The sequence below is a fragment of the Xenorhabdus sp. BG5 genome, from assembly GCF_015163665.1.
In the GTDB taxonomy this organism is placed as follows: domain Bacteria; phylum Pseudomonadota; class Gammaproteobacteria; order Enterobacterales; family Enterobacteriaceae; genus Xenorhabdus.
The window spans coordinates 1-25,470 of the sequence record NZ_JADEUG010000008.1 but is presented as its reverse complement, the minus strand read 5'-3'; the positions used below and the strand labels follow the sequence as shown (position 1 = coordinate 25,470).

The 25,470-nt window shown below is 45.4% G+C and carries 23 protein-coding genes and 1 riboswitch; of the genes, 16 read left to right on the top strand and 7 right to left on the bottom strand.

Features of this window, described 5'->3' with window-relative positions; all coding sequences use genetic code 11:
- Positions 1–139: 139 nt before the first annotated feature.
- Both IQ209_RS06230 and IQ209_RS06225 read left to right on the top strand, forming a co-directional pair.
- Positions 140–427, top strand: coding sequence for a hypothetical protein (locus tag IQ209_RS06230; protein WP_193849999.1), 288 nt, complete (start codon positions 140–142; stop codon positions 425–427).
- 1 nt (position 428) lies between these two features.
- Positions 429–584 carry a hypothetical protein gene (locus tag IQ209_RS06225; RefSeq protein ID WP_193849997.1) on the top strand — a complete coding sequence of 52 codons (156 nt, stop codon included), beginning with the start codon at positions 429–431 and terminating at the stop codon, positions 582–584.
- A 271-nt stretch (positions 585–855) separates the two neighbouring features.
- On the opposite strand, the gene plsY is transcribed toward IQ209_RS06225, so the two are convergent.
- Positions 856–1,506, bottom strand: coding sequence for a glycerol-3-phosphate 1-O-acyltransferase PlsY (plsY, locus tag IQ209_RS06220; protein WP_193849995.1), 651 nt, complete (start codon positions 1,504–1,506; stop codon positions 856–858).
- 109 nt (positions 1,507–1,615) lie between these two features.
- Between plsY and folB the strand changes: the two genes are divergently transcribed.
- Positions 1,616–1,969: a bifunctional dihydroneopterin aldolase/7,8-dihydroneopterin epimerase gene (gene folB / locus IQ209_RS06215; RefSeq protein WP_189760208.1), complete on the top strand. Its 354-nt coding sequence runs from the start codon at positions 1,616–1,618 to the stop codon at positions 1,967–1,969.
- Positions 1,970–2,025: 56 nt separating this feature from the next.
- On the opposite strand, the gene IQ209_RS06210 is transcribed toward folB, so the two are convergent.
- Together IQ209_RS06210 and IQ209_RS06205 are read right to left on the bottom strand one after the other, a co-directional pair.
- A complete protein-coding gene (locus tag IQ209_RS06210) occupies positions 2,026–3,183 on the bottom strand; it encodes a multifunctional CCA addition/repair protein (protein ID WP_193849993.1) in 1,158 nt (385 codons plus the stop codon).
- 15 nt (positions 3,184–3,198) lie between these two features.
- On the bottom strand, positions 3,199–3,819 hold the full coding sequence (locus tag IQ209_RS06205; RefSeq protein ID WP_193849992.1) for a TIGR04211 family SH3 domain-containing protein: 621 nt from the start codon (positions 3,817–3,819) through the stop codon (positions 3,199–3,201).
- Positions 3,820–4,123: 304 nt separating this feature from the next.
- Between IQ209_RS06205 and IQ209_RS06200 the strand changes: the two genes are divergently transcribed.
- From IQ209_RS06200 to hldE, 3 genes are all read left to right on the top strand, one after another.
- Positions 4,124–5,080, top strand: a complete 957-nt coding sequence (locus IQ209_RS06200) for an inorganic triphosphatase (protein WP_193849990.1) — start codon at positions 4,124–4,126, stop codon at positions 5,078–5,080.
- Between the two features lie 45 nt (positions 5,081–5,125).
- Positions 5,126–7,960, top strand: coding sequence for a bifunctional [glutamate--ammonia ligase]-adenylyl-L-tyrosine phosphorylase/[glutamate--ammonia-ligase] adenylyltransferase (glnE, locus tag IQ209_RS06195; protein WP_193849988.1), 2,835 nt, complete (start codon positions 5,126–5,128; stop codon positions 7,958–7,960).
- Positions 7,961–8,055: 95 nt separating this feature from the next.
- Positions 8,056–9,480: a bifunctional D-glycero-beta-D-manno-heptose-7-phosphate kinase/D-glycero-beta-D-manno-heptose 1-phosphate adenylyltransferase HldE gene (gene hldE, locus IQ209_RS06190; protein WP_193849986.1), complete on the top strand. Its 1,425-nt coding sequence runs from the start codon at positions 8,056–8,058 to the stop codon at positions 9,478–9,480.
- Positions 9,481–9,567: 87 nt separating this feature from the next.
- On the opposite strand, the gene IQ209_RS06185 is transcribed toward hldE, so the two are convergent.
- Positions 9,568–9,843: an accessory factor UbiK family protein gene (locus IQ209_RS06185; protein ID WP_193849984.1), complete on the bottom strand. Its 276-nt coding sequence runs from the start codon at positions 9,841–9,843 to the stop codon at positions 9,568–9,570.
- 156 nt (positions 9,844–9,999) lie between these two features.
- Positions 10,000–10,189, top strand: a riboswitch (FMN riboswitch).
- Between the two features lie 118 nt (positions 10,190–10,307).
- On the opposite strand from IQ209_RS06185, the gene ribB reads away from it, so the two are divergent.
- Complete coding sequence (gene ribB, locus IQ209_RS06180; protein ID WP_193849982.1) at positions 10,308–10,961, top strand: 3,4-dihydroxy-2-butanone-4-phosphate synthase; 654 nt, start codon at positions 10,308–10,310, stop codon at positions 10,959–10,961.
- Between the two features lie 223 nt (positions 10,962–11,184).
- A complete protein-coding gene (gene ygiD, locus IQ209_RS06175) occupies positions 11,185–11,961 on the top strand; it encodes a 4,5-DOPA dioxygenase extradiol (RefSeq protein ID WP_193849980.1) in 777 nt (258 codons plus the stop codon).
- A gap of 5 nt (positions 11,962–11,966) precedes the next feature.
- On the opposite strand, the gene IQ209_RS06170 is transcribed toward ygiD, so the two are convergent.
- From IQ209_RS06170 to tolC, 3 genes are all read right to left on the bottom strand, one after another.
- The gene (locus tag IQ209_RS06170) at positions 11,967–13,127 is read right to left on the bottom strand and encodes a glutathionylspermidine synthase family protein (protein WP_193849978.1); all 1,161 of its coding nucleotides are present in this window, start codon (positions 13,125–13,127) and stop codon (positions 11,967–11,969) included.
- A 6-nt stretch (positions 13,128–13,133) separates the two neighbouring features.
- Positions 13,134–13,808, bottom strand: a complete 675-nt coding sequence (locus tag IQ209_RS06165) for a DUF1190 family protein (protein WP_193850127.1) — start codon at positions 13,806–13,808, stop codon at positions 13,134–13,136.
- 181 nt (positions 13,809–13,989) lie between these two features.
- On the bottom strand, positions 13,990–15,354 hold the full coding sequence (gene tolC, locus IQ209_RS06160; protein ID WP_193849976.1) for an outer membrane channel protein TolC: 1,365 nt from the start codon (positions 15,352–15,354) through the stop codon (positions 13,990–13,992).
- 218 nt (positions 15,355–15,572) lie between these two features.
- Between tolC and nudF the strand changes: the two genes are divergently transcribed.
- The 8 genes from nudF to folA all read left to right on the top strand — a co-directional run bounded on the left by nudF (position 15,573) and on the right by folA (position 25,294).
- Positions 15,573–16,214 carry an ADP-ribose diphosphatase gene (gene nudF / locus IQ209_RS06155; RefSeq protein WP_193849974.1) on the top strand — a complete coding sequence of 214 codons (642 nt, stop codon included), beginning with the start codon at positions 15,573–15,575 and terminating at the stop codon, positions 16,212–16,214.
- A 97-nt stretch (positions 16,215–16,311) separates the two neighbouring features.
- Entirely contained in the window at positions 16,312–17,154 is an 843-nt protein-coding gene (gene cpdA / locus IQ209_RS06150) for a 3',5'-cyclic-AMP phosphodiesterase (protein ID WP_193849972.1), read from the top strand.
- Positions 17,154–17,762, top strand: a complete 609-nt coding sequence (gene yqiA, locus IQ209_RS06145) for an esterase YqiA (protein WP_193849970.1) — start codon at positions 17,154–17,156, stop codon at positions 17,760–17,762. Before cpdA ends, yqiA begins: the two co-directional genes overlap by 1 nt.
- A 73-nt stretch (positions 17,763–17,835) precedes the next feature.
- The gene (parE, locus tag IQ209_RS06140; RefSeq protein ID WP_193849968.1) at positions 17,836–19,731 is read left to right on the top strand and encodes a DNA topoisomerase IV subunit B; all 1,896 of its coding nucleotides are present in this window, start codon (positions 17,836–17,838) and stop codon (positions 19,729–19,731) included.
- Positions 19,732–19,817: 86 nt separating this feature from the next.
- Positions 19,818–22,058, top strand: coding sequence for a DNA topoisomerase IV subunit A (gene parC, locus IQ209_RS06135; RefSeq protein WP_193849966.1), 2,241 nt, complete (start codon positions 19,818–19,820; stop codon positions 22,056–22,058).
- Between the two features lie 98 nt (positions 22,059–22,156).
- Complete coding sequence (locus IQ209_RS06130; RefSeq protein WP_193849964.1) at positions 22,157–22,888, top strand: 1-acylglycerol-3-phosphate O-acyltransferase; 732 nt, start codon at positions 22,157–22,159, stop codon at positions 22,886–22,888.
- 253 nt (positions 22,889–23,141) lie between these two features.
- On the top strand, positions 23,142–24,563 hold the full coding sequence (gene ftsP / locus IQ209_RS06125) for a cell division protein FtsP (protein ID WP_193849962.1): 1,422 nt from the start codon (positions 23,142–23,144) through the stop codon (positions 24,561–24,563).
- Between the two features lie 245 nt (positions 24,564–24,808).
- Positions 24,809–25,294, top strand: coding sequence for a type 3 dihydrofolate reductase (folA, locus tag IQ209_RS06120; RefSeq protein ID WP_193849960.1), 486 nt, complete (start codon positions 24,809–24,811; stop codon positions 25,292–25,294).
- Positions 25,295–25,470: the final 176 nt, after the last annotated feature.

The following is a 25,470-nucleotide window of genomic DNA, read 5'->3' as shown; positions in this document are numbered from 1 at the left end:
AGTTGTAATTTACAACACGATATGAAACTTGATTTTTCCCCGCGAAGCGGGGGAGAAATCACACGCATCTTGAAGTTAGAATACTCTGACGTTCTGAATTACATAAATAAAAAAATTATTGCTTTGGAAGGAAATTGAAATGATTAAGAAAATTATTTTTTTATCTCTGGTTATGTTATGTTACGATTCTTTTTCTTCTGAATGGTCTGATAATGAATGGACTACTAATGTAGGATGTTTTACTTTTCATGGAAAAAAGCCAATAAATATAAAGTTTGTTAACCTGATTTCAAAAATACATGGGTATGATGATGCTTTTGGCTATGTTAAATATGAAAAATCCGATCAATCCATACCTATCATTCTTAATGATGATGAATTTACAATATTAGTTGAAAATGATATGTCTGTATATATTATGGAATGAAATGATCAATGGAAAGCCAGGTGGATCTTATCTTGTTGAATTAAAAGGTGATAAATATACTGGATTCACATATAGAAATAAACAAAACAAATATATTAGTTTTGAGGAAAATAAGAAAGCTTATGATGAAGAAAAACAAGACTGCATCTGGAAATAATTCACTAATAATAATTTAATCCGCTAAAAAATTGGCGGATGTTAATACACAAAATTTTTTCCAGACCATATCCGTCTATGAAATAGACAGTATCTTATCCATAAAATACGGCTCCAAATGCAAGGGAGTTTTTCTTATTGTAGAGGATAATTCTGACGCGCTGTGTTTGCCTTCTTCGTGTTACCGGGCAAAGTATTAACCCGGTGACACGGAAAGCTGAAAATTTTGCTGACGCTATGATAAACAAGTGATTCCATAGGCTTTGTCCATGTCATTCCTCTTGCTCTTTAGCTGCTTGAGTTTTCTCTTTATCGGTCATTGTCTGTTTCTTTTTCAATTTCTGCCAGATGCGGCTTTCCTGCCCTCGCCACAGACGTTGAATATTATCGTGATGACGTACAAGTACCAGACATGACAGCATGGCAACGGGAAAAGTGAATTCAGGTTTGAACCACCAGACGTAAAAAGGTGCAATTAATGCACTGACGATGGCACCCAATGAGGAGTAGCCGCTTAACAGCACTGTTAGTACCCATGTCCCTGCGATCAATCCCATCAGATCCCAACCGATGGCAGCAATGGCACCGAAAGCAGTTGCAACGCCTTTCCCTCCCTTGAAATGGAAGAAGATGGGATAAATATGTCCCAGACAGGCAGCAATAGCGGTAATACCTAAATAAAATGGGGAAACGTTGAGTTTGTATGCCAGCCAAACCGGTATTAGCCCTTTTAGGACATCACAAACCAGCACTGCCAATGCAGCCCATTTACCACCAATGCGCAGTACATTTGTTGCCCCAGGGTTGCCGGAACCATGCTGACGGGGATCGGGAAGCCCTGCCAAACGGCAGATCAATATCGCGCTGGATAGAGAGCCACATAAGTACGCGAAGATGATCATGCCAAGCGCGATTGCACTCATAAGATATCTCCAATGAATAAGGGTCGTTTTCTTAAGTCTAACAATGGATAATACGCACATTTCGTCGGAAGTGGTATCTGGCGAACCGAAAAATGGGGAAAAGGTCGTGATGGATATCGTATTTATTGAAGAATTAACCGTGATTACCACTATTGGTGTTTATGACTGGGAACAAACAATTAAACAGAAATTAGTGTTCGATATCGAAATGGGATGGGATAACAAACGAGCCTCTTCCAGTGATAATGTTGAACACTGTCTGGATTATGCCAAGGTGAGTGAGGCGATAATTAATCATGTGGCAGGCCAACGTTTTGCTTTGGTCGAACGAGTTGCAGAAGAAGTGGCCGGTATTTTGCTACACCAATTTCACTCTCCTTGGGTCAAGGTTAAGGTCAGTAAACCAGGTGCGGTTGCACATGCAAAAAGTGTCGGCGTAGTGATTGAGCGAAGTGCGGGCTAATTGAAAAAGCGTCCCAATTTAATGAATGGCTTGGGACGCTAAATCGATGGATGAATTTAATCAGTCGATTGTTGTTTCCAGTCTGCGATGGCAATGTGTCGTTGACGTTCCAATTCTGTGCGAATCTCAGCACCCTGAAATCCACGGGCAATCACTTCCTGAACGCTGACTTGACTGGCAATCGCAAACACTTCGCGTAAATAATCAGCTTGTGGATAAGGCGCGGTTTCCGCACCTGGGTATCCACGGTTGTCTGCTTCACTACAGATAATCAATTGTTCCATGCGCTGCGGCTTGCGCCAGCCATCCACGGCATTAAACAAGTTCAGCAGGGTTTCTGGCGACAATTGTTCTACGGTATGTACCCAATGGTGATATTGCGTCACAATTGTGGCCAAGTCGCGTTCCGCATTGGGAATGCGCAGTCGTTCGCACATTTGTTTCAGTGGCATTATTGCGATATGGCTACATAGTGAGGCGAAACGAATGTCTGTCTCTTCGCTCAATTGGGTGGATATTTGCAAAACCCGCAATGAATGAAGCCCGGTATCATGTTCAAGCAGAGGAACGCCAAACAGGTTATCTATTTCAGGAAAGAGTACAGCTAACGCTCCGCAATCACGCAGAATCTGAAAATAGATTTGTGGTGATTGTGAAGTGAGCGCCTTTTCCGTTTCTCGCCAAACGCGCTCAGGTGTTAATGAGGATAATTCACCACTTGTGACCATCTCTGTAATGAGTGCTTGCGTCTCTGGTGCAATTGAAAAGCCTAGATGGGCAAAACGAGCCGCAAAACGAGCCAAACGCAGCACACGTAATGGATCTTCTGCAAACGCAGAGGAAACATGGCGCAAAATACGATTGTTGAGATCATGGGCACCATGATAGGGATCGATTAATTCGCCTTCACGAGTTTGTGCAATAGCGTTAATCGTTAAATCACGGCGCAGCAGATCTTCTTCCAGCGTCACATCGGGGGCCGCATAACAGGTAAAACCGGTATATCCCTGACCGGATTTCCTTTCAGTGCGTGCCAGCGCGTACTCTTCATGGGTCATAGGGTGCAGGAAAACAGGGAAGTCTTTCCCAACTTGTTGATACCCCTGAGACAGCAGATCCTCTGGGTTGCTGCCAACGACAACCCAGTCCCGTTCGGTAATGGGTAAACCTAATAATTGATCGCGAACGGCGCCGCCAACCAAATAGACTTTCACGCTTGTTTCCTTCAATCAGCTCATCCAACGATCTTTCTTTTTCCGGCGAGGAATAATGTGTGGCAATATAAGCCCCAAAATCAGGCCAATTCCCGCAACTCCACCGCCATAGGCAAACCACTGCAAGATGATCTCTCTTTGTTTCTCATCCAACTGCAAATTGGCAACTTCGACCTTTTTCTCAGCCACGGTTAATTTACTCTGGAGCTGGGCATTCTCTTTTTTCAGATCACTGATGATCTTATCGCTGTTTGCCACTTTGTTCTGCAATTCAGCGGTACGCTTATTCCATTTATCGTCAATGGTGGCCAGATTCTCAGTCAGTGTTTTGATCTTTTGTTCCATTGCAGGAAGATGTTCCCGCAGGCTTGGAACGGCGCTGAGTTCACTTGCAAGTATCCAGCTTGTACGCCCTTTGCGATCCTGAATTTGCAGGAAACCATTATCTGATTTAGGGCTGACTAATGTGACTTCTTCGCCGGCACTCAATGAGCCAATGATACGGTTTTTAGTGCTTGGGCCGCTATGAATGTAAGCTGATAATTCATCGGAAACATAGCGTTTTTCTTCAGCGTGTACGGATAATGGAAGAGTAAAACTCAATAACAAGATAAATAATCGATGTAGTTTTTGCATTCTGTGCTCAACTGTTCTCTGTGTATGGATCAATCAAGTATGGACTAATCGTAATTTAAACTACTCAAAGGATAGTAAAGAGTTAAGTTTGTGGGTGCAATCAGTAAACCAGAATGAATGCGATATCAACTGGCCGAATACACGCCTTTTGCGGTTTTTTTTGGCGAAGTGAAAGTGATGTTTGTTGAGATAACACCCTATTGTGGTTTATTTTTCTCTTCTGTGAAAAGTTTTCTTCTGTGAAAGAAAGTGTGAACAGGATTAAGAAAAAAATTCTGTAATATCCATTGAGGAATAAAAAAATATGAGTTCTGTAGAAATAGAATTGAAACTGTCCGTGAAGCCTGATGCGATACCGGCAGTTCGCCAGCAGTTATTGCAATTTCCTCATGATTACACTTCGCCACAACACCTGACTAATATTTATTTTGAGACGCCTGATAATCAATTGCGGCGTTGGGATATGGGGTTGCGTATCCGTGGTTTCGACGGACACTATGAGATGACCATCAAAACCGCGGGTAAAGTGATAGGTGGGTTACACCAACGTCCTGAATTCAATATCCCTTTGCACCAACCTAAATTAGACCTGACATTGTTTCCCGCCACTATCTGGCCTGAAAAGACCGATCTCGCCTATCTACAGACACAATTGACGGAATTATTCAGTACCGATTTTAACCGTGAAAAATGGCTTGTGACCTATAGAGAAAGCGAAATTGAAGTGGTACTGGATCAAGGTGCTATTTTTTCGGGCAATAAAGATTCAGGAGATCAAACATCACCTATTTGTGAGTTTGAACTGGAGCTAAAAAATGGAAATATCATCGATATTTTGTCATTGGCAAACAGACTGGCTTCGCAAAATGGCCTGCGTTTAGCAAATCAAAGCAAGGCGGCACGGGGATATGCACTTGTTCAGGGTTTATCCCATAACACATCACCAAAATTACCGAAAGAATTGGAATGGCGGCAGTCATTGTCTGTGCTTTTGCCTGAAATTTTGGCGCAATGGCAGGAGCAAGAAGAACAATGGCTGGCGGGGTTGCCAGAAGGTAAAACGGGATTAGCGCAGGTTTTACAGTGGATGATAAAGTTGATTGAAAGACAGACTGAATGTTTACCGGTTCTGGATTTATTGCTGGAATTAACAGCGGCTTTATCCATGAACAATGCGGAGGCTGAAACATTGTGTTATAGCGCTTCTTGGTTGCAATGTAAGCTGGCGTTAATGCAGTGGTTGCTGGCTCAGTCCCGATAATTCCCTTTTTGTTATTCAAAAAACGGTCATAAGGAAAAACCCGTTATGCGGCCACTTTCATCACCTTTAGCCCAACAATTACAGCATATCGTTGCAAATCATCCGCCATTAGGGGAGACAATAATGCCCTTTTCACCTGATGAACAGGCGGTGTTGTCATTGAGTGAGTTTGTGACAGAAAATGTGTTATCACATCCGGCATGGCTAGAGGATATTCGCCAAAATCCGCCCCAACCGGAAGAGTGGCAACATTATTCCCATTGGCTGGCACAAGCGCTGCTGGCGGTAAATGATGAAAATGGTTTAATGCGATGCTTACGTCTTTTCCGCCATCGGATCCTGGTCAGGATTGCATGGTCGCAGGCACTGCAAAGCAGTACGACAGAACAGACATTGCAGCAATTAAACATGTTGGCTGAAACCTTGATTATCGCCGCCCGTGATTGGCTTTATCTGCGTTGTTGTCAGGATTGGGGAACGCCTGCCAATAGTGATGGAGTGGCACAGCCGCTACTGATTTTGGGCATGGGAAAATTGGGGGGTGGAGAGCTTAATTTTTCCTCTGACATTGACCTCATTTTTGCTTATCCAGAAAATGGCGTAACGCAAGGTGGGCGTCGAGAAATGGATAATTCCCAGTTCTTTACCCGATTGGGGCGGAAATTAATTAAGGCACTGGATCAACAAACCGTAGACGGATTTGTTTATCGTGTTGATATGAGATTACGTCCATTTGGTGACAGTGGCCCTTTGGTATTCAGCTTTCCGGCATTGGAAGATTATTATCAGGAACAAGGGCGTGACTGGGAGCGTTATGCTTTAGTGAAAGCGCGTATTTTGGGCAATGATGATCAGGTTTATTGTCAGGAATTGCGCCAGATGTTGCGGCCATTCGTTTTCCGTCGTTATATCGATTTCAGTGCAATTCAATCTTTGCGCAACATGAAAGGCATGATTGAACGAGAAGTCCGGCGTCGGGGATTAAAAGACAATATTAAATTAGGCGCGGGTGGAATTCGTGAAATTGAGTTTATCACCCAAGTTTTTCAGCTTATCCGTGGAGGAAGGGAGCCGAGCCTGCAATCGCGTTCTTTGTTGCCGACATTGAAGGCTATCAATGAGTTGGCTTTATTGCCAATGGAACAGCTAAAGCAGCTTGAGGAAAGTTATCTGTTTTTACGGCGGCTTGAAAACTTGCTGCAATCTATTCGTGACCAACAAACGCAAACCTTACCGGATAACGAGTTGGATCGTGCCCGTCTCTCTTGGGGCATGAATTTTGCCAATTGGGATGAATTGATGGCAGAAACCGAACGTAAAATGGGTGCGGTGCGAGGTATTTTCCAACAATTGATTGGCGATGAAGAAGAGCATAACGAAGAGCCAAGCCATATTCCATTCAAGAGCTTATGGCAGGAAGCTTTGAATACAGATGAACTTATCGCATTGATCCCTCATCTTGATAAAGAAAAAGCCCGGAAAATGCTTGAGGTAATGACGCTTTTCCGTCAGGACGTCAGTAAGCGCACCATTGGCCCACGGGGGAGAGATGTACTTGACCAGTTGATGCCACGTATGTTGGCAAAAATTGCAGCCAGGGAAGATGCCGATATTGTTTTGGTACGGATTACTTCCTTGTTGCTCAGTATCGTCAGTCGCACGACTTATTTAGAGCTGATGCTGGAATCAGAACAGGTCATGATTCATGTTATCCGGCTCTGTGCTGCTTCTCCGATGATCGCCAGCCAGCTTGCCCGTCATCCGTTGTTGCTGGATGAGCTGCTCGATCCCAAATCGCTGTACCAACCTTTGCCGATGGAAGCTTATCGTGATGAGCTTTATCAATATTTATTGCGGCTCCCTGAGGATGATGAAGAGCAATTGCTGGAGGCTTTACGTCAATTTAAGCAGGCACAACTATTGCGGATCGCAGCAGAAGATATTGCAGGCGTCTTGCCTGTGATGAAGGTAAGTGATCATCTGACTTATCTGGCGGAAGCGATTATTGAGGCTGTTGTACGGCTGGCGTGGAACCAAATGGTAAAACGCTATGGCACCCCCACTCATTTATCCCAGCGGCAGGGGTTGGGCTTTGCCATTATTGGTTATGGTAAATTAGGTGGCTGGGAACTGGGCTATAGCTCTGATTTGGATCTGGTGTTCTTGCTGGATTGCCCAATGGGAGTGATGACAGACGGTGCCCGTTCCATTGAGGCTCGCCAATTTTATTTGCGCCTTACTCAACGCATTCTGCATTTGTTCAGTACCCGAACTGTGTCGGGAGTATTGTATGACGTTGATGCCCGTTTGCGGCCATCCGGTGAATCGGGCATGTTGGTCAGTACCCTTGAAGCCTTTGATGATTACCAAAAAAATGAAGCGTGGACCTGGGAACATCAGGCGCTGGTTCGTGCACGCATGGTTTTCGGTGATGAGAAAATGCGCCATGATTTTGAGCGCATTCGTCGTGAAACATTATGCCTTCCTCGTGATCCCGATCTTTTGCGCCAACAGGTGCGTGAGATGCGAGAAAAAATGCATCGGCACTTGGGCAGTCATCAGCAAGATCAATTTGATATCAAAGCTGATCCGGGGGGGATTACGGATATTGAGTTTATTGCTCAGTATCAGGTTCTGCGTTATGCACCAGAAAATGCCAGCTTGACGCGTTGGTCTGATAATGTGCGAATTTTCGAATTAATGGCGCAGCATAATATTATGGATGAGCAGGAGGCGATGGCGCTGACACAGGCTTACATTACCATGCGTGATGAATTGCATGATTTAGCGTTGCAAGCGTTATCCAGTCGGGTTCCAGTTGGACATTTCAGCCAGCAGCAAGCATTGGTACGTGATAGCTGGCAAAAATGGTTGGAGTAACGCGGCTGATGCAGTTTTTCCTGATCGCGTTTACTGGCACTAAGTCTGGTTATGGTAATATCCGCAACAGTTTATTTTGATACTTGGAGCATGGGATGAAAGTAACCCTCCCGGATTTTCACCGCGCAGGTGTTTTGGTTGTTGGTGATGTGATGTTAGATCGCTATTGGTATGGCCCAACTAGCCGCATTTCACCGGAAGCACCGGTTCCGGTGGTTAAGGTAGAAACCATAGAAGAGCGCCCTGGGGGTGCGGCTAACGTCGCCATGAATATTGCTTCTTTGGGGGCGAATTCACGTTTGGTCGGTTTGACGGGCATTGATGATGCCGCGCGGGCGTTGAGTGAGAAACTCAGCAGTGTGAAAGTCCGTTGTGATTTTGTTTCTGTCCCAACTCATCCAACAATTACGAAACTGCGCGTCTTATCGCGTAATCAACAATTATTGCGTCTGGATTTTGAAGAGGGTTTCCAGAATATAGATGCCCAGCCGATGCTGGAAAAAATTCAGCAATCCTTGCCTCATATTGGCGCTTTGGTACTGTCGGATTACGCTAAAGGGGCGCTAAGCCAGATTCAGGCGATGATTAAGCTCGCCAATGAAGCTAATGTTCCTGTGCTTATCGATCCAAAAGGCAGCGATTTTAGCCGCTATCGTAGTGCGACATTGTTGACACCAAATATGTCAGAGTTTGAAGCCGTTGTAGGACACTGCAAGGATAATGATGATCTGGTGCAGAAAGGCATGAAGCTGGTGCAGGATTTGGATCTAAAAGCGCTGTTGATCACACGTTCTGAACGAGGCATGAGTTTATTGCAAATTGGACAGCCGCCTTTGCATTTGCCAACTCAGGCACAGGAAGTCTTTGATGTTACCGGTGCAGGAGATACGGTGATAGGCGTATTGGCAACGGCATTAGCTGCGGGTAAGCCGTTAAACGAAGCCTGTTACCTTGCCAATGCGGCCGCGGGAGTGGTGGTTGGCAAATTAGGAACGTCCACTGTGTCGCCGGTTGAGCTGGAAAATGCGGTGCGTGGACGTGCAGAAACTGGATTTGGCGTAATGAGTGAAGCCAAACTGAAAGAAGCCGTTGCACAGGCGCGTCAGCGTGGTGAACGGATTGTCATGACGAATGGCTGTTTTGATATCCTCCATGCGGGACACGTTTCTTACCTATCCAACGCCCGTAAATTGGGTGATCGTTTGATCGTTGCCGTTAATAGCGATGCATCCACTAAGCGCCTGAAAGGGGAAACCCGCCCGGTGAATCCGCTGGAACAACGTATGACAGTGTTATCAGCGCTGGAATCTGTGGACTGGGTTGTGGCATTTGAGGAAGATACACCGCAGCGCTTAATCGCGGATATCCTGCCGGATATTTTGGTCAAAGGCGGTGATTACAATCCGGAAGAGATTGCCGGTAGTGAAGAGATTTGGGCTGCGGGTGGCGAAGTTATGGTATTAAACTTCGAAGAGGGTATTTCAACGACTAATATCATCAAAACCATTAAGAGCCAGTAAGTTTGGTATCATGTGCCGTTATGCTTTTTGGTGCATAGCGGCATATCCCCTCACGCAATTTTTTTCATGGCATTCTCTCTTGCCACATTATTCAGCCTGCTGAGTTTTCTTGCCTGTTTCTTCAAGGCGAGCTTCCAATTCATTCAGGCGTTGTTCCATTGCCGCCAGTTTTTCACGGGTGCGCAACAAGACTTGTGTCTGTACATCAAATTCTTCGCGGTTAACAAGATCCAACTTGCTCAACTGGGATTGCAAAACGGTACGCAATTTTTTTTCCACATCATCGCCAAATTCTTTGACACCTTTCGGCATGGCGTTGTGGAGTTGGCGGGCTATTTGTTCAATTTTCTTTGGATCGAGCATGGTGATCATCCTTTATATAATGTAATGATGTTTTATAGCGTAACGGTATTGGCAGTATTTTAATACCCTATGACGAAAGCATAAATGATTGAGAGCCAGGTTTCATATTTGATTTTGTTGATTGCTCCTGCCGATTATTAGCGCTATAGTGAAATCGTTTATCTCAGGGCAGGGTGAAAGTCCCTACCGGCGGTAACGTAAAATGTCGAATAATCATTTTATGCAGCCCGCGAGCGCTCTGTTTGTCGTCATTATCCCTTTGTTGTTTTGGGGGATAAAGCAGAGGTCAGCAGATCCAGTGTGATTCTGGAGCCGACGGTGATAGTCCGGATGGGAGAGAATAACAGCATCAATCGAGTGCTTGCGCTCGTCTGTTGTTTCTGTTGCCGTATTTTCGTGCAGCACGAACTCCTCAAAATTGCCCTGATTCTGGTAATCCATACAGTTAAAGAGGTTTCTTTACCATGAATCAGACGCTACTTTCCTCATATGGGACGCCATTTGAACGTGTTGAACGTGCGCTTGCTGCTTTGCGTGCGGGTCAGGGCGTGATGGTACTGGATGACGAAGATCGTGAGAATGAAGGTGACATGATTTTCGCCGCTGAAACTATGACGGTAGAGCAAATGGCATTAACTATCCGCCACGGTAGTGGAATTGTTTGCCTGTGCTTGACCGAAGAGCGCCGTCAGCAGTTAAAACTGCCCATGATGGTGGAAAACAATTCAAGCCAATATCAAACTGCTTTCACCGTCTCAATTGAAGCTGCACAAGGCGTAACAACCGGTGTATCTGCGGCAGATCGCATCACCACGATCCAGGCCGCTATTGCAGATGACGCACAACCCAACGAGCTGAGCCGACCTGGACACGTTTTTCCTCTGCGCGCGCAACCGGGAGGGGTTTTAACCCGTCGCGGTCATACCGAAGCGACCATTGATTTGGTCAAAATGGCGGGGTTCAAACCAGCGGGAGTATTATGTGAATTGACGAATGACGATGGTTCAATGGCTCGAGCCCCTGAAGTGATTGAATTCGCAAAGCAGCATAATATGCCGGTAGTCACTATTGAGGATTTGGTAGATTACCGTTTAAAAATGGCAAAGGAAGCCAGCTAACGGGTTTTAAAAGGATCCCTAAATAATACTGAATACTGGGAGACACACGCATGTACTTTGAAAGGCTACAGTCCGCACCCTGTAGCCTTTCAATATTTCTAAGGCACGCCATCATTTTTGATTGACGATATTCAAGGAAGGAATGTCTGAATCCTGTCATAATTTTTTTATCATAATCCGAATTCATTATTCGAATGTTTAATTTGCTGTATAAGGGGCGAAAATGAGTCTCCTGAGAATGCCTGCTCTATTTATTGGTCATGGCAGCCCAATGAATGCCATTGAAGATAACTGTTACTCGCGTGCTTGGTTTGAACTGGGGAAGAAATTACCCAGGCCAAGGGCGATTCTGGTGATTTCTGCTCACTGGTACACGAATGGTATAGCCGTGACAACGATGGCACAGCCCAGAACTATCCACGATTTTGGTAACTTTCCCAGAGAACTGCATGAAAAACAGTATCCGGCTAAAGGTTTCCCTGAACTTGCTGTATTGGTACAGGATATCCTTGAACCGATTGAGGTCGAGACTGATTTTGAAAAATGGGGATTGGATCATGGATCTTGGGGAATATTGGCAAAAATGTATCCTGATGCCGATATTCCGGTTGTCCAACTGAGCATGGATCGTAATCAACCTGCTTCTTTTCATTATGAAATAGGTAAAAAATTAGCTTTACTGCGAGAAGAAGGCGTCTTAATCATGGGCAGTGGGAATATTGTGCATAACCTGCCGGCCGAAAAATTAGGAGCAGAACCTTTTCCCTGGGCACTCTCTTTTGAGCAGTTTGTGCGTGAAAGTTTAACCAGCGTGGAAGAGCCTCATCCTCTGTTTAATGCTTTGGACAGGGAAGATGGACAATTGTCTAACCCAACACCAGAACATTTCTTGCCGTTGTTGTATGTGATGGGGACATGGAATAAAAAAGAGCCAATTTCAACACCAGTTGAAGGGATTGAAGACGGCTCTTTAAGTATGCTATCGATTCAGATTGGCTGATTGAATCAATCCAAAATAATATGCGGGTAGAAGCGTGACAGATCTTGGGTAATTAACTCTCGGTCTTCACGGATACAGATACCCGCAGATTGATCATCCACTAACCAGCTACCGACCAGCGCATAGTTACCCTCAAATTTCGGTAATGCGTGGAACTGTTGGATGATCATGCCCTCTTCGCCATAAGGGCCATCCGCACTGGCGATTTCACGGCCGTTTTCAATGATGCGAATATTGGCCCCTTCGCGGGAGAACAGTGGCTTAATGACATAGCTGTTCATGTCTGAAGGGCGTTCATCTGCAAAATAGGCAGGCAGTAGATTAGGATGATTTGGGAACATTTTCCACAGCATTGGCAGCAGTGCTTTGTTGGAGATAATGCTTTTCCATGCTGGCTCCAGCCAACGGACACCCGCATCAGCCAACTTGGTGGAAAATATTTCACGCAGCATAAATTCCCACGGATACAGCTTAAACAAGTTACTGATCACGTGATCCTGCAAGTCAGTAAACTGCCCTTTCTCACCCAGCCCGATATCCTCAATAAACAGGAACTCGGTAGGAATATCGGCTTCCGCAGCACAATCCTGCAAATATTGGATGGTGCCACGATCTTCTTCGGTATCCTGACAGCAGGCCATGTGCAGCAGGCCAAACCCATGTTTTTCACGTAACTGTGCAAAACGCTCAATCAGTTTTTCTTGCAGGCTGTTGAACTGATCAGCATTTGACGGCAGATTACCGGCATTAATCTGGTCTTCCAGCCAGATCCACTGAAAAAAAGCCGATTCATACAGTGACGTTGGGGTATCGGCATTGTTTTCCAGCAATTTGGGGGGATTTTTGCCATCATAGGCCAAATCCAGACGGGAATAGAGTGAAGGTTGGCTGGTTACCCATGAAGAACGGATAAATTCCCAACAGTGTTTTGGGATCTGGAATTTGGTCAGCAACTCTTCACTATCGACCACTTTTTCCACGACCTGCAAACACATTTGGTGCAGTTCTACCGTTGCATCTTCAATTTCTTCAATTTGGCTTAGGGTGAACTGGTAATAAGCGTCTTCACTCCAGTAAGGCTGACCATACATAGTGTGAAAATTAAAACCAAACTCTGCTGCTTTTTCGCGCCAATCCGGGCGCTCGGTAATACCAATGCGTTTCATCGTTGATTAACCACCCATAGAACGGGAAGAACTGGAACTTGAGCTGGCAGACGAACGTTGCATGGCAGATTGTTTCGCCACGGATTCACCGAACCCACCACGGGTAATCGTAGTTGTAGTTGCCGGTTTTGGTGCCATCGCCGTTTTTGGTACGGTCATGCTGCGACCACCTGCGGTGGCAGGGCCATAGCTTTTACCTGTTGCATCAACAAATTTGCCATTGGCTGGGCTGGAAGCCGATTGTGATGAGAACAGCGGTTGGGATGGTGCAGAGCTACCGCCCATTAAGCGTCCCATCATATAGCCTGCCATCAAAGGCATCCAGAAACTGCTGCTACTGTTTTGTGCCTGAGCCTGCTGACCGACTCCCGCCTGAGCAGGGGCTTGCGTGCATTGTTGTTCACCAAATTCAGCCACACACTCTTCGCGAGTCGCATATTTCGGTGCGGTTTTTTCCGCTTCTTTCAGGGCGTTGTTGTAGGCGGTCTTGCATTGTTCGCTTTGAGAAGGATTCGCCTGGGAACACTCATCGGCATTCGTATAGAGTGATACCGTTTCATCGTTTTGTTCACAGGCAGAAAGCATAAAGACAGCACTGACAGCAAGCGCTACAGGTGTCAGGCGATAGTTTCGCCACGTTTTACGGAAAGAATCGCGGTTTATCTCTTTTGTCCGTTTCATTGTCATAGGGGCATCCATCTTGAGGGTATCTGATTAAGAGCCTTACCCCATTTTATTGTGCTCAATGGGCGTGGCTCTCAGGGATGTGCTAAAAAGCAGCCCACGTAATCGCGGCTGCTTTCTTTATTAGTATAGCGTTTTTAATATAACGTTTTTCAATTGAGAACGATAGTACATTAATTCAGCGAACTGGCGGCGTTTTCATCTCTTTAATGATACTACTGGCAGAGGTTGAGATTTGCGCGCCTAGCATCTTATTCAACTCTATCAAATCATTTTCATTTAAAACGCCGCGTGCCTGTTTATTCTGTAACAGGGAAAGCAAATAATCGTAACGTGCTTTAGACAGGTTCTGCTTGGCTTGATAAAGTTTAGTTGTCGAATCCAGCACATCGACAATTGTGCGGGTTCCGACCTGATAACCGGCTTCCATTGAATCTAATGAACTTTGCGCAGAGAGTACCGCCTGTTTGTTGGCGTCAACACTACTGATCGCAGCAGCAATGTTATTGGTGGAAGAATGTACTTCTTGTGTGACTTTACGATACGTATTTTCCAAATCCTGGCTGGCGCTGACAAAATTATATTTCGCTTGTTCTACTTGAGAATAGGTAGATCCGCCACTGAACAGCGGTAAGTTCAAAGACAGCTTAACGCTATTACCGCCTCTATATTCGTCCATTCGTTTATTTCCGCGCGTATGATCGTTAGAAATACTTGTATCTGCGCTTAAATTAACCGTTGGCATATAACCTGTCTGCATTTCTTTGATTTGTTCGCGTCTTAGATCTTGTATTAAGCGGGCTGACAGCAGGTTCAGGTTACGGGTTTCTGCTTCTTTTAGCACTTTATCAGCCAGTTCTGGTTGTTTAGTTCTGAACTGATCAATATCCAATGCAGCCAACTGTGGGTAATAAGTGCCTGTAATCATACGCAGTTTTTCCAGAGCATTCTCCAGATTGTTGCGATCAGAAACTTCGGCTGCCAGAATGGAATCATATTGAGCGCGGGCATTCTGCACGTCAGTGATGGCAACCAAACCGACATTAAAACGCTGAGTGGTTTGATCCAGTTGACGGTACAGTGAAGCTTTTTGCGCTTCGGTAAATGTCAATGTATCAATTTTATTCAGAACGTCAAAATAGGCTTGTGCAGTGTTGAGAATTAATTGCTGTTGAGCTGCTTGATATTTGATGTCTTCAATACCCGCATTTTTCTCTGCTTGATTCAGCTGATTCCATTTTGCCATATCAAAGATGGTTTGGGTCAGTTGCAGACTCGCATTTGTGCCATGAGATTCTGAATTTCTCGAGTCACGAAAACCCTTGCCATAATTGACACCCGCATTCAGACCTAATTGGGGCAATAAAGAGCTACGAGCTTGATTAATCTTTTCAACTACTGAATTGCGGTCGGCCTGCGCCTTAAGCAATTCAGGGTTTGTTTCTTTTGCCTGCTGATAAATCTGGAGTAAATTCGCAGCATGGCTTGAAGTACTAAAACCTACCAGATTCATAGCAATAAAAAGAGAGAGCAATTTTTTCATTTGCGTTCCTTGTTGTGCAGCTATTTTGCTTAAGTTGCCTCTGCATAAAAACTAATACCACAGATTCTAGCAGAGAATGCCAGCAGGGTAGGGTGGCTGTTTGTGCCATATTGCCTCATTTTTCTGCTTGTTTGTATCATCAAAATGAATTTATTTAGATCAATATGAAAAAATACCTTTTAATAATAGGAAATTTTAAAAACTGATCAGGATATTTTATGAGTAAAGATCTTGCCTCGCCATATACTTTTACTAAACAAGACGTCGAAGTTATTTCTCAAAAAACGCTTTATCGCGGTTTTTTTAACATGACTGAATATCAATTCAAGCATCGCCTATTTCGCGGTGGTTGGAGTGAAACCATTAAACGTGAAGTTTTTGAACGAGGTCATGCTGGTGTTTTGTTGCCTTATGATCCGGTGCGCGATGAAGTTGTTTTGATTGAACAAATCCGTATTCCGGCGATTGAAACCAGTCATACGCCGTGGCTGTTGGAAGTGATTGCCGGCATGATCGAAGAAGGAGAAGACGCTGAACAGGTCGTCCGTCGCGAAGCTGTGGAAGAGGCAGGGATTGAGGTTAAACGCTGCCAGCCTGCATTAAGTTATCTTTCCAGCCCTGGCGGTACGACAGAACGTATGTATGTCTTTGTCGGTGAAGTCGATGCCGCCACTGCGTCAGGGGTTCATGGTCTGGAAGGTGAGCATGAAGATATCCGTGTTCTGGTTGTGAGTCGTGAACAGGCTTATCAATGGGTAGAAGAGGGCATTATCGATAATGCGGCTTCAGTTATTGCAATACAGTGGCTGGCATTGCACCATGAAAAACTTAGGAAAAAATGGTTGGGTCATCATTCCTAATTTACGTTGGAAAATGGGAAGTGTGCCCCAGCCAGCAGATCTTTTGCATCAAGACACGTTAAAATCATCCTTATGATCGACAGGAAAAGGAAACCTTTTGGAAAGCCTGCTTGAAGTACCTGTGGCAGAAGGTGCCACAGCCAGAATACTGCAAATTACCGACACGCACCTTTTTGCTAATAAGGGAGACTCATTGCTGGGCGTCAATACCTATCGCAGTTATCATGCGGTATTGGATATGATCTTGCAGCAAAATCTCGATATTGATTTGATCGTTGCGACAGGTGATTTGGTACAGGATCAGAGCATCAATGCTTACCAGCATTTTGCTGATGGCATTGCGCGTTTACCTGCACCTTGTGTTTGGTTACCCGGCAATCACGATTATCAACCCGCGATGGTTGACACGTTGGCAGCAGCAGGCATTTCACCTTCCAAGCAGATATTTATCGGACAGCATTGGCAGTTGATTATGCTGGACAGTCAGGTGCAAGGGGTTCCTCATGGTGAATTGACGAATTATCAGCTTGAGTGGATGAAAAAATGCCTGGATGAACACAGTGAGCGTCATGCGATTATTATGCTTCACCATCACCCGATTCCGTCTGGATGCACATGGCTGGATCAGCACAGTTTGCGTAATGCCCCTGAATTATCAGAATGTTTGAAAGGCAAAACCCAGGTGAAAGCCATACTGTGTGGGCACATCCACCAAGAAGTGGATGAAATGTGGAACGGTATTCGTGTTATGGCAACCCCATCAACCTGTGTGCAATTTAAACCACATTGTACTAATTTTATGCTTGATACAGTGGCTCCGGGATGGCGTTATCTCGAACTGTCTGTGGCTGGCAATAATAAAGAAGCGAAATTGCAGACACAGGTTCACAGGCTTAAGAATAACGAGTTTTACCCGGATTTAGATTCGGACGGGTATTAATGTCGACGTTACTCTACTTACATGGTTTCAATAGTTCCCCTCAATCAGCGAAAGCGAATGCGCTGAAAACGTGGTTACACCAGCTGCACCCTGACATTGACATGCTGGTGCCGCAATTACCCCCTTATCCTGAAGATGCAGCCATCTTACTGGAAGAACAGGTAATGGAGCACGCCGGTGAAAATATCGGGCTGGTGGGTTCTTCTCTGGGCGGTTATCTGGCTATCTGGCTTTCTCAGTGCTTTGGTTTGCCCGCCGTGGTTGTCAATCCTGCGGTGCGTCCTTTCGACTTGCTTCAGAATTATCTTGGGGAAAACGTGAATCCCTATACCGAAGAGCGCTATACTCTCGAACCAAGCCATATACATGATCTCAAAGTGATGCACATTGACCCGCTGGAATCACCTGATCTTATTTGGTTATTGCAGCAAACAGGAGATGAGGTGCTCGATTACCGTCAAGCTGTTGCTTACCTGATGCAGTGCCGGCAGACGGTTGAATCTGGTGGGAATCATGCTTTTATTGGCTTCGAATATTATTTCCCTCAAATCATTGACTTCTTAGGGCTAACCAGTGGCAATAGTAAAAAAATTGCCAAAAATAGGTAAACGACTGGTATTATCAACAGTATATCAATACTGATTGGCCCTCTAATAACGAAGCAACCGACAGAATTACAACATGACTCAATCTAGTTACAACGCAGAGGCCATTGAAGTCCTCAGTGGCCTGGAGCCAGTTCGTCGCCGTCCCGGAATGTATACCGATACAGCCCGCCCGAACCATCTGGCACAGGAAGTGATCGATAACAGTGTGGACGAAGCTCTGGCTGGTCACGCGAAGCATATTGAAGTAATCCTTCACAGCGATCAGTCTCTGGAAGTGATAGATGATGGCCGTGGTATGCCGGTTGATATCCATCCTGAAGAAAAAGTTTCTGCTGTTGAATTGATTTTGACCCGCTTGCATGCGGGCGGAAAATTTTCTAATAAAAATTACCAATTCTCTGGTGGCTTACATGGAGTTGGGATCTCGGTAGTCAACGCCCTGTCAAAGCGCGTGGAAGTGACTGTCCGTCGTAACAGTCAGGTACACCAAATCGCCTTTGAAAATGGTGAGAAAGTACAAGAATTGGAAGTCATTGGCAGTTGTGGCAAACGCAATACCGGAACGAGTGTCCATTTCTGGCCAGATGAAAGCTATTTCGACACGCCCCGTTTTTCTGCCACCCGCTTGACGCATTTACTAAAAGCCAAAGCGGTGCTGTGTCCGGGGGTTGAGATTGTTTTTAAGGACAAACTGAACGATACCGAACAGAAATGGTGTTATGCCGACGGGTTGACAGATTATCTGCTAGAAGCCGTCAATGGGCTGGTCACATTGCCACAAGCGCCTTTTGTCGGCACATTAAGTGGAGATACTGAAGCGGTTGACTGGGCAGTGCTCTGGCTACCGGAAGGCGGAGAATTATTAACGGAAAGTTACGTCAACTTGATCCCAACGGTACAAGGCGGTACTCATGTTAACGGCTTGCGTCAAGGTTTGTTGGATGCCATGCGTGAATTTTGCGAATTCCGCAATATATTGCCACGTGGGGTTAAACTTTCTGCCGATGATATCTGGGATCGCTGTGCTTATGTGCTATCGCTTAAAATGCAAGATCCACAATTTGCTGGCCAAACCAAAGAGCGCCTCTCTTCTCGCCAGTCTGCGGCTTTCGTTTCCGGCGTAGTGAAAGATGCATTCAGCTTGTGGCTGAACCAGCATATTCAAGATGCGGAGCAACTCGCTGAAATGGCGATTGCCAGTGCGCAGCGTAGAATGCGTGCGGCGAAGAAAGTGGTACGCAAAAAGTTGACCAATGGCCCTGCTTTGCCGGGTAAATTGGCAGATTGTACTGCACAAGATCTCAATGTTACTGAACTGTTTTTAGTAGAAGGGGATTCCGCGGGCGGCTCTGCGAAGCAAGCTCGTGATCGTGAGTTTCAGGCGATCATGCCACTGCGTGGAAAAATCCTGAATACATGGGAAGTCTCTTCGGATGAAGTACTGGCTTCGCAGGAAGTTCATGATATCTCTGTTGCGATTGGTATTGATCCGGATAGTGAAGATTTAAGCCAACTGCGCTACGGTAAAATCTGCATACTGGCGGACGCAGACTCTGATGGATTACACATTGCAACATTGCTGTGCGCCCTGTTTGTCCGTCACTTCCCGACATTGGTGAAACGCGGGCATATCTACATGGCAATGCCGCCGTTATATCGCATCGACCTTGGCAAAGAAGTACATTATGCGCTGGATGAAGGGGAAAAAAGTGCCATCTTGGATCGTTTGAGCCGCAAGCGGGGCAAGCCGAACGTTCAGCGTTTTAAAGGGTTGGGGGAAATGAACCCAATGCAGTTGCGTGAAACCACGTTAGATCCTAACACTCGCCGTCTGGTGCAATTGACTATCGACGATGAAAATTATCAAGAAACCCTCTCAGTCATGGATATGCTTCTGGCGAAGAAACGTTCAGAAGATCGCCGTAATTGGCTGCAAGAGAAGGGAGATTCCATCGATATCGAAGTTTAGCGCATGAATTTAGTGCAATAAGATTAAATGCATACAGAGAAATCTAGCGCAAAGGTAGTCAATACAGATCCTGAGGAAATTATTACATGAGTGAGATAACTCACGACGGCGTGGAGCGTCAGCCGCTTCATGCGTTCACTGAAAACGCCTATTTGAATTACTCCATGTACGTCATCATGGACAGGGCGTTACCTTTTATTGGTGATGGCTTAAAGCCTGTTCAGCGTCGTATTGTCTATGCGATGTCAGAACTAGGGCTGAGCAGCAGCGCCAAATTTAAAAAATCTGCCCGTACCGTCGGTGATGTTCTTGGTAAATATCATCCACATGGTGATGGGGCTTGTTATGAAGCTATGGTTTTGATGGCACAGCCTTTCTCATACCGCTATCCGTTAGTCGATGGGCAAGGAAACTGGGGGGCACCGGATGATCCAAAATCCTTTGCGGCGATGCGTTATACCGAATCTCGTTTGTCTCAATATGCCGAATTGTTACTGTCTGAGTTGGGGCAAGGAACCGTAGATTGGGTACCAAACTTTGATGGTACATTGCAGGAGCCTAAGTGTTTACCTGCGCGTTTGCCCAATATCTTGCTCAATGGCACCACGGGCATTGCCGTGGGGATGGCGACCGACATCCCGCCACACAATGCCCGTGAGGTCGCGAATGCACTGATTGCCATGCTGGATAAGCCAGATCTATCGCTTGATGAGGCGATGGAATATGTCAAAGGGCCGGACTATCCAACAGAAGCTGAGATCATCACGCCAAAAGAAGATATCCGCAAGATCTACAAAAATGGCCGTGGTTCAGTGCGGATGCGGGCGATTTGGTCGAAAGAAGAAGGTAACGTCGTCATCACGGCCTTACCTCATCAGGTCTCTGGTGCGAAGGTTTTAGAACAAATTGCCAGCCAAATGCGGGCGAAAAAGTTACCGATGGTGGATGATCTGCGTGACGAGTCTGATCATGAAAATCCAACCCGCTTGGTGATTGTTCCGCGTACTAACCGCGTGGATATTGAGCAGGTAATGAACCACCTGTTTGCAACTACCGATTTGGAAAAAAGCTATCGCGTCAATCTCAACATGATCGGTCTGGATAACCGTCCTGCGGTTAAGGGTTTGGTTGAGATCCTCAGTGAATGGCTGGTTTTCCGGCGTGAAACCGTGCGTAATCGCCTGAACCATCGCCTGGAAAAAGTGCTTAAGCGTTTGCATATCCTCGAAGGTTTGTTGGCAGCCTATCTTAATATTGATGAAGTCATTCATATTATTCGTCATGAAGATGAGCCAAAGCCAGTATTGATGCAGCGTTTTAACTTAACCGAAACGCAGGCAGAAGCCATTCTTGACTTGAAATTACGCCACTTGGCGAAACTGGAAGAAGTCAAAATCCGTGGTGAACAGGATGAATTGGCGAAAGAACGTGACAAACTTCAGGCGATTTTGGGTTCTGAACGTAAGTTAAATACGTTACTGAAAAAAGAAATTATTGCCGATGCAGAAAGCTACGGTGATGACCGTCGCTCCCCGCTGAAAGAGCGCATGGAAGCGAAGGCCATGAGTGATCACGACATCCTGCCATCTGAGCCGATTACTGTCATCATGTCAGAGATGGGCTGGGTGCGCAGTGCGAAAGGACACGAGATTGATCCGGCTGGCTTGAATTACAAATCGGGTGACAGTTTCCGCAGTGCGGTGCGTGGCAAGAGTAACCAACCCGTGGTCTTTATTGATACTACAGGGCGCAGTTATTCCGTTGATCCGTTGGATTTGCCATCAGCCAGAGGACAGGGAGAACCGTTGACGGGCAAACTGGCGTTGCCGGTAGGGGCATCGGTTGAGCATCTTTTGATGGCGAAAGAAGAACAGAAATTCTTGATGGCATCTGATGCAGGATATGGTTTTATCTGTACTTTCAGTGACCTGATTGCCAAGAACCGGGCGGGTAAGGCCATGATTACTTTGCCCGAGAATGCTAAAGTGATGCCGCCGTTGGAGATTAACAACGAACAGGAAGACATGTTACTGGCGATTACCAAAGCGGGCCGTATGTTGATGTTTCCAGTGACTGATTTGCCACAGCTTTCAAAGGGCAAGGGCAATAAGATTGTTTCTATTCCGGCGGCACAGGCTGCATCCGGCGAAGATATGCTGGCTTGGTTACTGGTCTTGCCACCGCAATCTTCTATCACGCTTTACTTTGGCAAACGCAAGTTACTGCTTCGTCCTGATGAGTTACAGAAATTCAGGGCAGAGAGAGGGCGCAAGGGAGCGTCTCTGCCTCGTGGATTACAGCGAGTTGAGCGCGTTGAAGTGGTTTGAAATACAAGTCATTAAGCTGCAAATTGCAGGGTGAAAGGTATAAATCGTAATTTTAGGCCAGTGTAATGAATGCACTGGCCTTTCAACAAGGGGCCGCTATGCTAGCAATCATTCGGGGAATTATTGTTATTCTGCTTGGGATACTGATCGTTATTTTTGGCTGTATCTACTGTTTATTCAGCCCACGTAATCCACGTCATGTTATGACTTTCGGGCGTGCGTTTGGCAAATTGCATAAAGTGCTTGGCATTAAGCTGCTGGAACGTGTTCCAGAAGAAGCACAGGAATATGGACCTAGTATTTATATTGGCAATCACCAAAATAATTACGATATGGTTACGATGTCGAATGCGGTGCAGCCACGTACAGTCACCGTGGGCAAAAAAAGCCTAGTCTTTATTCCCTTCTTTGGTCAGCTATATTGGTTGACAGGTAATATTTTGATCGACAGGGATAATCGGACAAAAGCTCATGGCACGATTTCACAGGTTGTCGATCAGATCAAAAAAAATCGAATTTCGGTTTGGATGTTTCCAGAAGGAACACGGAGTCGTGGCCGTGGATTGATGCCTTTTAAAACAGGTGCCTTTCATGCCGCCATTGCCGCAGGTGCACCTATTGTACCGGTTTGTGTTTCTACAACACACGATAAAATAAAACTAAATCGTTGGGACAATGGCACCGTTATTGTTGAAATGTTGCCCCCGATTGACACCACGAAATATACCAAAGATCAGGTTCGTGAATTGGCAGAACACTGCCGACAATTGATGAAAACCAAAATTGAACAATTGGATAAAGAAGTCGAGGCACTTAATCAGCGTAGATAGCCAGTTGGACTAATTATCACTATAATTTTTCGATAATTTTAGAAATTCTCTCCTATTCGCGTTATGATTGCGTTTAATAAATTAACGTTTTTATTAAACGCAATCGATAGAATAATAAATCCTGATAGCCACAATATCAGGGTATTCATCCCCGCAATCATTTAAATTAGGCAATTATTGGGCATTGCTATTTGGGTTGTATTTCTATCGTAGAGAGACTATTCCTTCTGTGGAGACCTTCTGTGGAGAAAGTATGTCACTGAGTCGGCGCCAATTTATTCAGGCTTCTGGTTTGGCAATGTGTTTAGGGGCGCTTCCTTTTGTCGTTCGGGCCAACAAAAATCAACAAACAAAATTGCCGCTCCCTCCCTTACTGGAATCCCGCAGAGGGCAACCCCTGTTTTTAGCCATACAAAAAGCCACCTGGTCGTTTAATGGTCATAATAAGGCTCAAGTTTGGGGCATCAACGGACATTATTTAGGGCCAACCATTCGGGTTCACCGAGGGGATGATGTCAAACTGATCTATAGCAATCGGTTATCTGAACCGGTTTCAATGACCGTCGGAGGATTATTGGTGCCTGGAACCTTGATGGGCGGTTCGGCTCGTTTGATGGCACCGGGAGAAAATTGGTCGCCGGTTATTCCGATAGATCAAGTTGCATCGACCTGTTGGTATCATGCCAATACCCCAAATCGCATGGCACAGCATGTTTATGCCGGCCTTGCTGGTATGTGGCTGGTGGAAGACGAAAATAGTCGCAGCCTGCCTTTACCCAGACATTATGGTGTCGATGATTTTCCGGTTATCTTGCAAGATAAGCGATTGGATAATTTTGGTGTACCGCAATATAACCCGTCAGCTAATCAAGGCTTTCTTGGCGATACTCTGGTGGTTAATGGTGTCGAAAATCCTTTTGTGGAAGTTGCCAGAGGTTGGGTCAGGTTACGCTTTCTGAATGCATCTAATGCCCGGCGATATCAATTGCAACTCAGTGATGGGCGTCCTTTCTACATGATTGCTACTGATCAAGGCTTATTGCCTGCTCCCGTGGCGGTACAGCTATTGTCACTTGCGCCGGGAGAACGTCGAGAAGTCTTGATTGATATGTCGAAAGTGGAGAGTGTTACTGTTACTGCGGGAGAATCTGCTGGCGTAATCGATCGTTTGAAAGGCTTGTTTGAACCTTCGACCAAACTGCTGTCAACGACGGTATTAACCTTGAAAGCCAGCGGGTTGCTTCCTTTGGTGACAGATCAACTACCAACTCAGCTTATCGTTGATAATCCACAGATCAACTCTACCATTCAAAGTCGTCAAATTGATTTGGGCGATTATTCTCAAGGGATTAATGGCTCACTGTTGAATGCGCATCGAATCGATATCACAAGCCAACAAGGTGCATGGGAACGTTGGACAGTCACAACGTCAATGCCCCAGCCTTTCCATATTGAAGGGGTAAGATTTAAGGTCATCAGTCTGAACGGCAACCGTCCAGAACCACAGGATTATGGCTGGAAAGATACCGTTTGGATTGATAGTCGTGCTGAATTGCTACTTAATATGATGCAGCCGTCTTATGAACATTTTCCTTTCATGTATTACAGCCAGATATTGGAGATGGCAGATCGTGGGGTTGCCGGGCAGTTAATTGTCAATCCTGCTGGTTTTTAAATGAAATCTTTGTCCTGACTTTACTCGTTTCTGGCACTGTTTTAGATAGATGTTCTGTCAAATTGAATGAAGTTGTTATTTTGCTGCATGCTTGTTAAGTAATAATCTGCTAAACAACGGATTGTTTAACAATTCACGGGCAAACTCACTATTTGTTTGGATAAATGGCTAATCTTATCGACTGCGAGTAACCCTTTCCGTATAGTGTCCCAAATTTTCATACTACTTGGCTGTAAGGTGATTTAATGATTATCAGCTTGATTACTGCGATAGCTATGGATCGAGTTATCGGTATGGAAAATGCCATGCCATGGACTTTGCCGGGTGATTTAGCCTGGTTTAAACACAATACACTTGGAAAACCGGTTGTAATGGGGCGAGTGACTTATGAGTCGATTGGTCACCCTTTACCAGGGCGCCTGAATATCGTGATTAGCCGTCAACCTGCGAATGATGATCGGGTGACTTGGGTTAACTCTATCGACGCTGCTTTATCAGCCGCTGGCGATGTTAGAGAAGTGATGGTGATAGGAGGAGGAAAAATTTATGAACAGTTTATTCCTCTGGCTAATCGTATGTATCTGACTCACATTGATGCAGAAGTGATTGGTGACACGCATTTCCCTGATTATGAACCTGATGAATGGAATTCAACGTTTACCGAATATCACGATGCAGATGAAAACAATTCTCATAGCTATTGTTTTGAAATTCTGGAACGCCGAGAGTGAGTTAATCTTACGTGTGGAGTGCCTTAAGGCACTCCGGTGTCACAGCCAGGTTTATTATTTATCAGTGTCCCATCCTAAATAAGGTTGACACTTTTCTTCATCTTTTGAGGAGAGTGTTATGAAATCAGAAAGTAAACGCACTCAGCGTGACTATTCGCTGGCCTTTAAATTGGCCG

Excerpts from the sequence above, each read along its gene's own strand:
- IQ209_RS06230 (WP_193849999.1), top strand. The coding sequence starts at position 140 with ATGATTAAGAAAATTATTTTTTTATCTCTGGTTATGTTATGTTACGAT.
- IQ209_RS06225 (WP_193849997.1), top strand. The coding sequence starts at position 429 with ATGATCAATGGAAAGCCAGGTGGATCTTATCTTGTTGAATTAAAAGGT.
- plsY (WP_193849995.1), bottom strand. The coding sequence starts at position 1,506 with ATGAGTGCAATCGCGCTTGGCATGATCATCTTCGCGTACTTATGTGGC.
- folB (WP_189760208.1), top strand. The coding sequence starts at position 1,616 with ATGGATATCGTATTTATTGAAGAATTAACCGTGATTACCACTATTGGT.
- IQ209_RS06205 (WP_193849992.1), bottom strand. The coding sequence starts at position 3,819 with ATGCAAAAACTACATCGATTATTTATCTTGTTATTGAGTTTTACTCTT.
- IQ209_RS06200 (WP_193849990.1), top strand. The coding sequence starts at position 4,124 with ATGAGTTCTGTAGAAATAGAATTGAAACTGTCCGTGAAGCCTGATGCG.
- glnE (WP_193849988.1), top strand. The coding sequence starts at position 5,126 with ATGCGGCCACTTTCATCACCTTTAGCCCAACAATTACAGCATATCGTT.
- hldE (WP_193849986.1), top strand. The coding sequence starts at position 8,056 with ATGAAAGTAACCCTCCCGGATTTTCACCGCGCAGGTGTTTTGGTTGTT.
- IQ209_RS06185 (WP_193849984.1), bottom strand. The coding sequence starts at position 9,843 with ATGCTCGATCCAAAGAAAATTGAACAAATAGCCCGCCAACTCCACAAC.
- ribB (WP_193849982.1), top strand. The coding sequence starts at position 10,308 with ATGAATCAGACGCTACTTTCCTCATATGGGACGCCATTTGAACGTGTT.
- ygiD (WP_193849980.1), top strand. The coding sequence starts at position 11,185 with ATGAGTCTCCTGAGAATGCCTGCTCTATTTATTGGTCATGGCAGCCCA.
- IQ209_RS06170 (WP_193849978.1), bottom strand. The coding sequence starts at position 13,127 with ATGAAACGCATTGGTATTACCGAGCGCCCGGATTGGCGCGAAAAAGCA.
- IQ209_RS06165 (WP_193850127.1), bottom strand. The coding sequence starts at position 13,808 with ATGAAACGGACAAAAGAGATAAACCGCGATTCTTTCCGTAAAACGTGG.
- tolC (WP_193849976.1), bottom strand. The coding sequence starts at position 15,354 with ATGAAAAAATTGCTCTCTCTTTTTATTGCTATGAATCTGGTAGGTTTT.
- nudF (WP_193849974.1), top strand. The coding sequence starts at position 15,573 with ATGAGTAAAGATCTTGCCTCGCCATATACTTTTACTAAACAAGACGTC.
- yqiA (WP_193849970.1), top strand. The coding sequence starts at position 17,154 with ATGTCGACGTTACTCTACTTACATGGTTTCAATAGTTCCCCTCAATCA.
- parE (WP_193849968.1), top strand. The coding sequence starts at position 17,836 with ATGACTCAATCTAGTTACAACGCAGAGGCCATTGAAGTCCTCAGTGGC.
- parC (WP_193849966.1), top strand. The coding sequence starts at position 19,818 with ATGAGTGAGATAACTCACGACGGCGTGGAGCGTCAGCCGCTTCATGCG.
- IQ209_RS06130 (WP_193849964.1), top strand. The coding sequence starts at position 22,157 with ATGCTAGCAATCATTCGGGGAATTATTGTTATTCTGCTTGGGATACTG.
- ftsP (WP_193849962.1), top strand. The coding sequence starts at position 23,142 with ATGTCACTGAGTCGGCGCCAATTTATTCAGGCTTCTGGTTTGGCAATG.
- folA (WP_193849960.1), top strand. The coding sequence starts at position 24,809 with ATGATTATCAGCTTGATTACTGCGATAGCTATGGATCGAGTTATCGGT.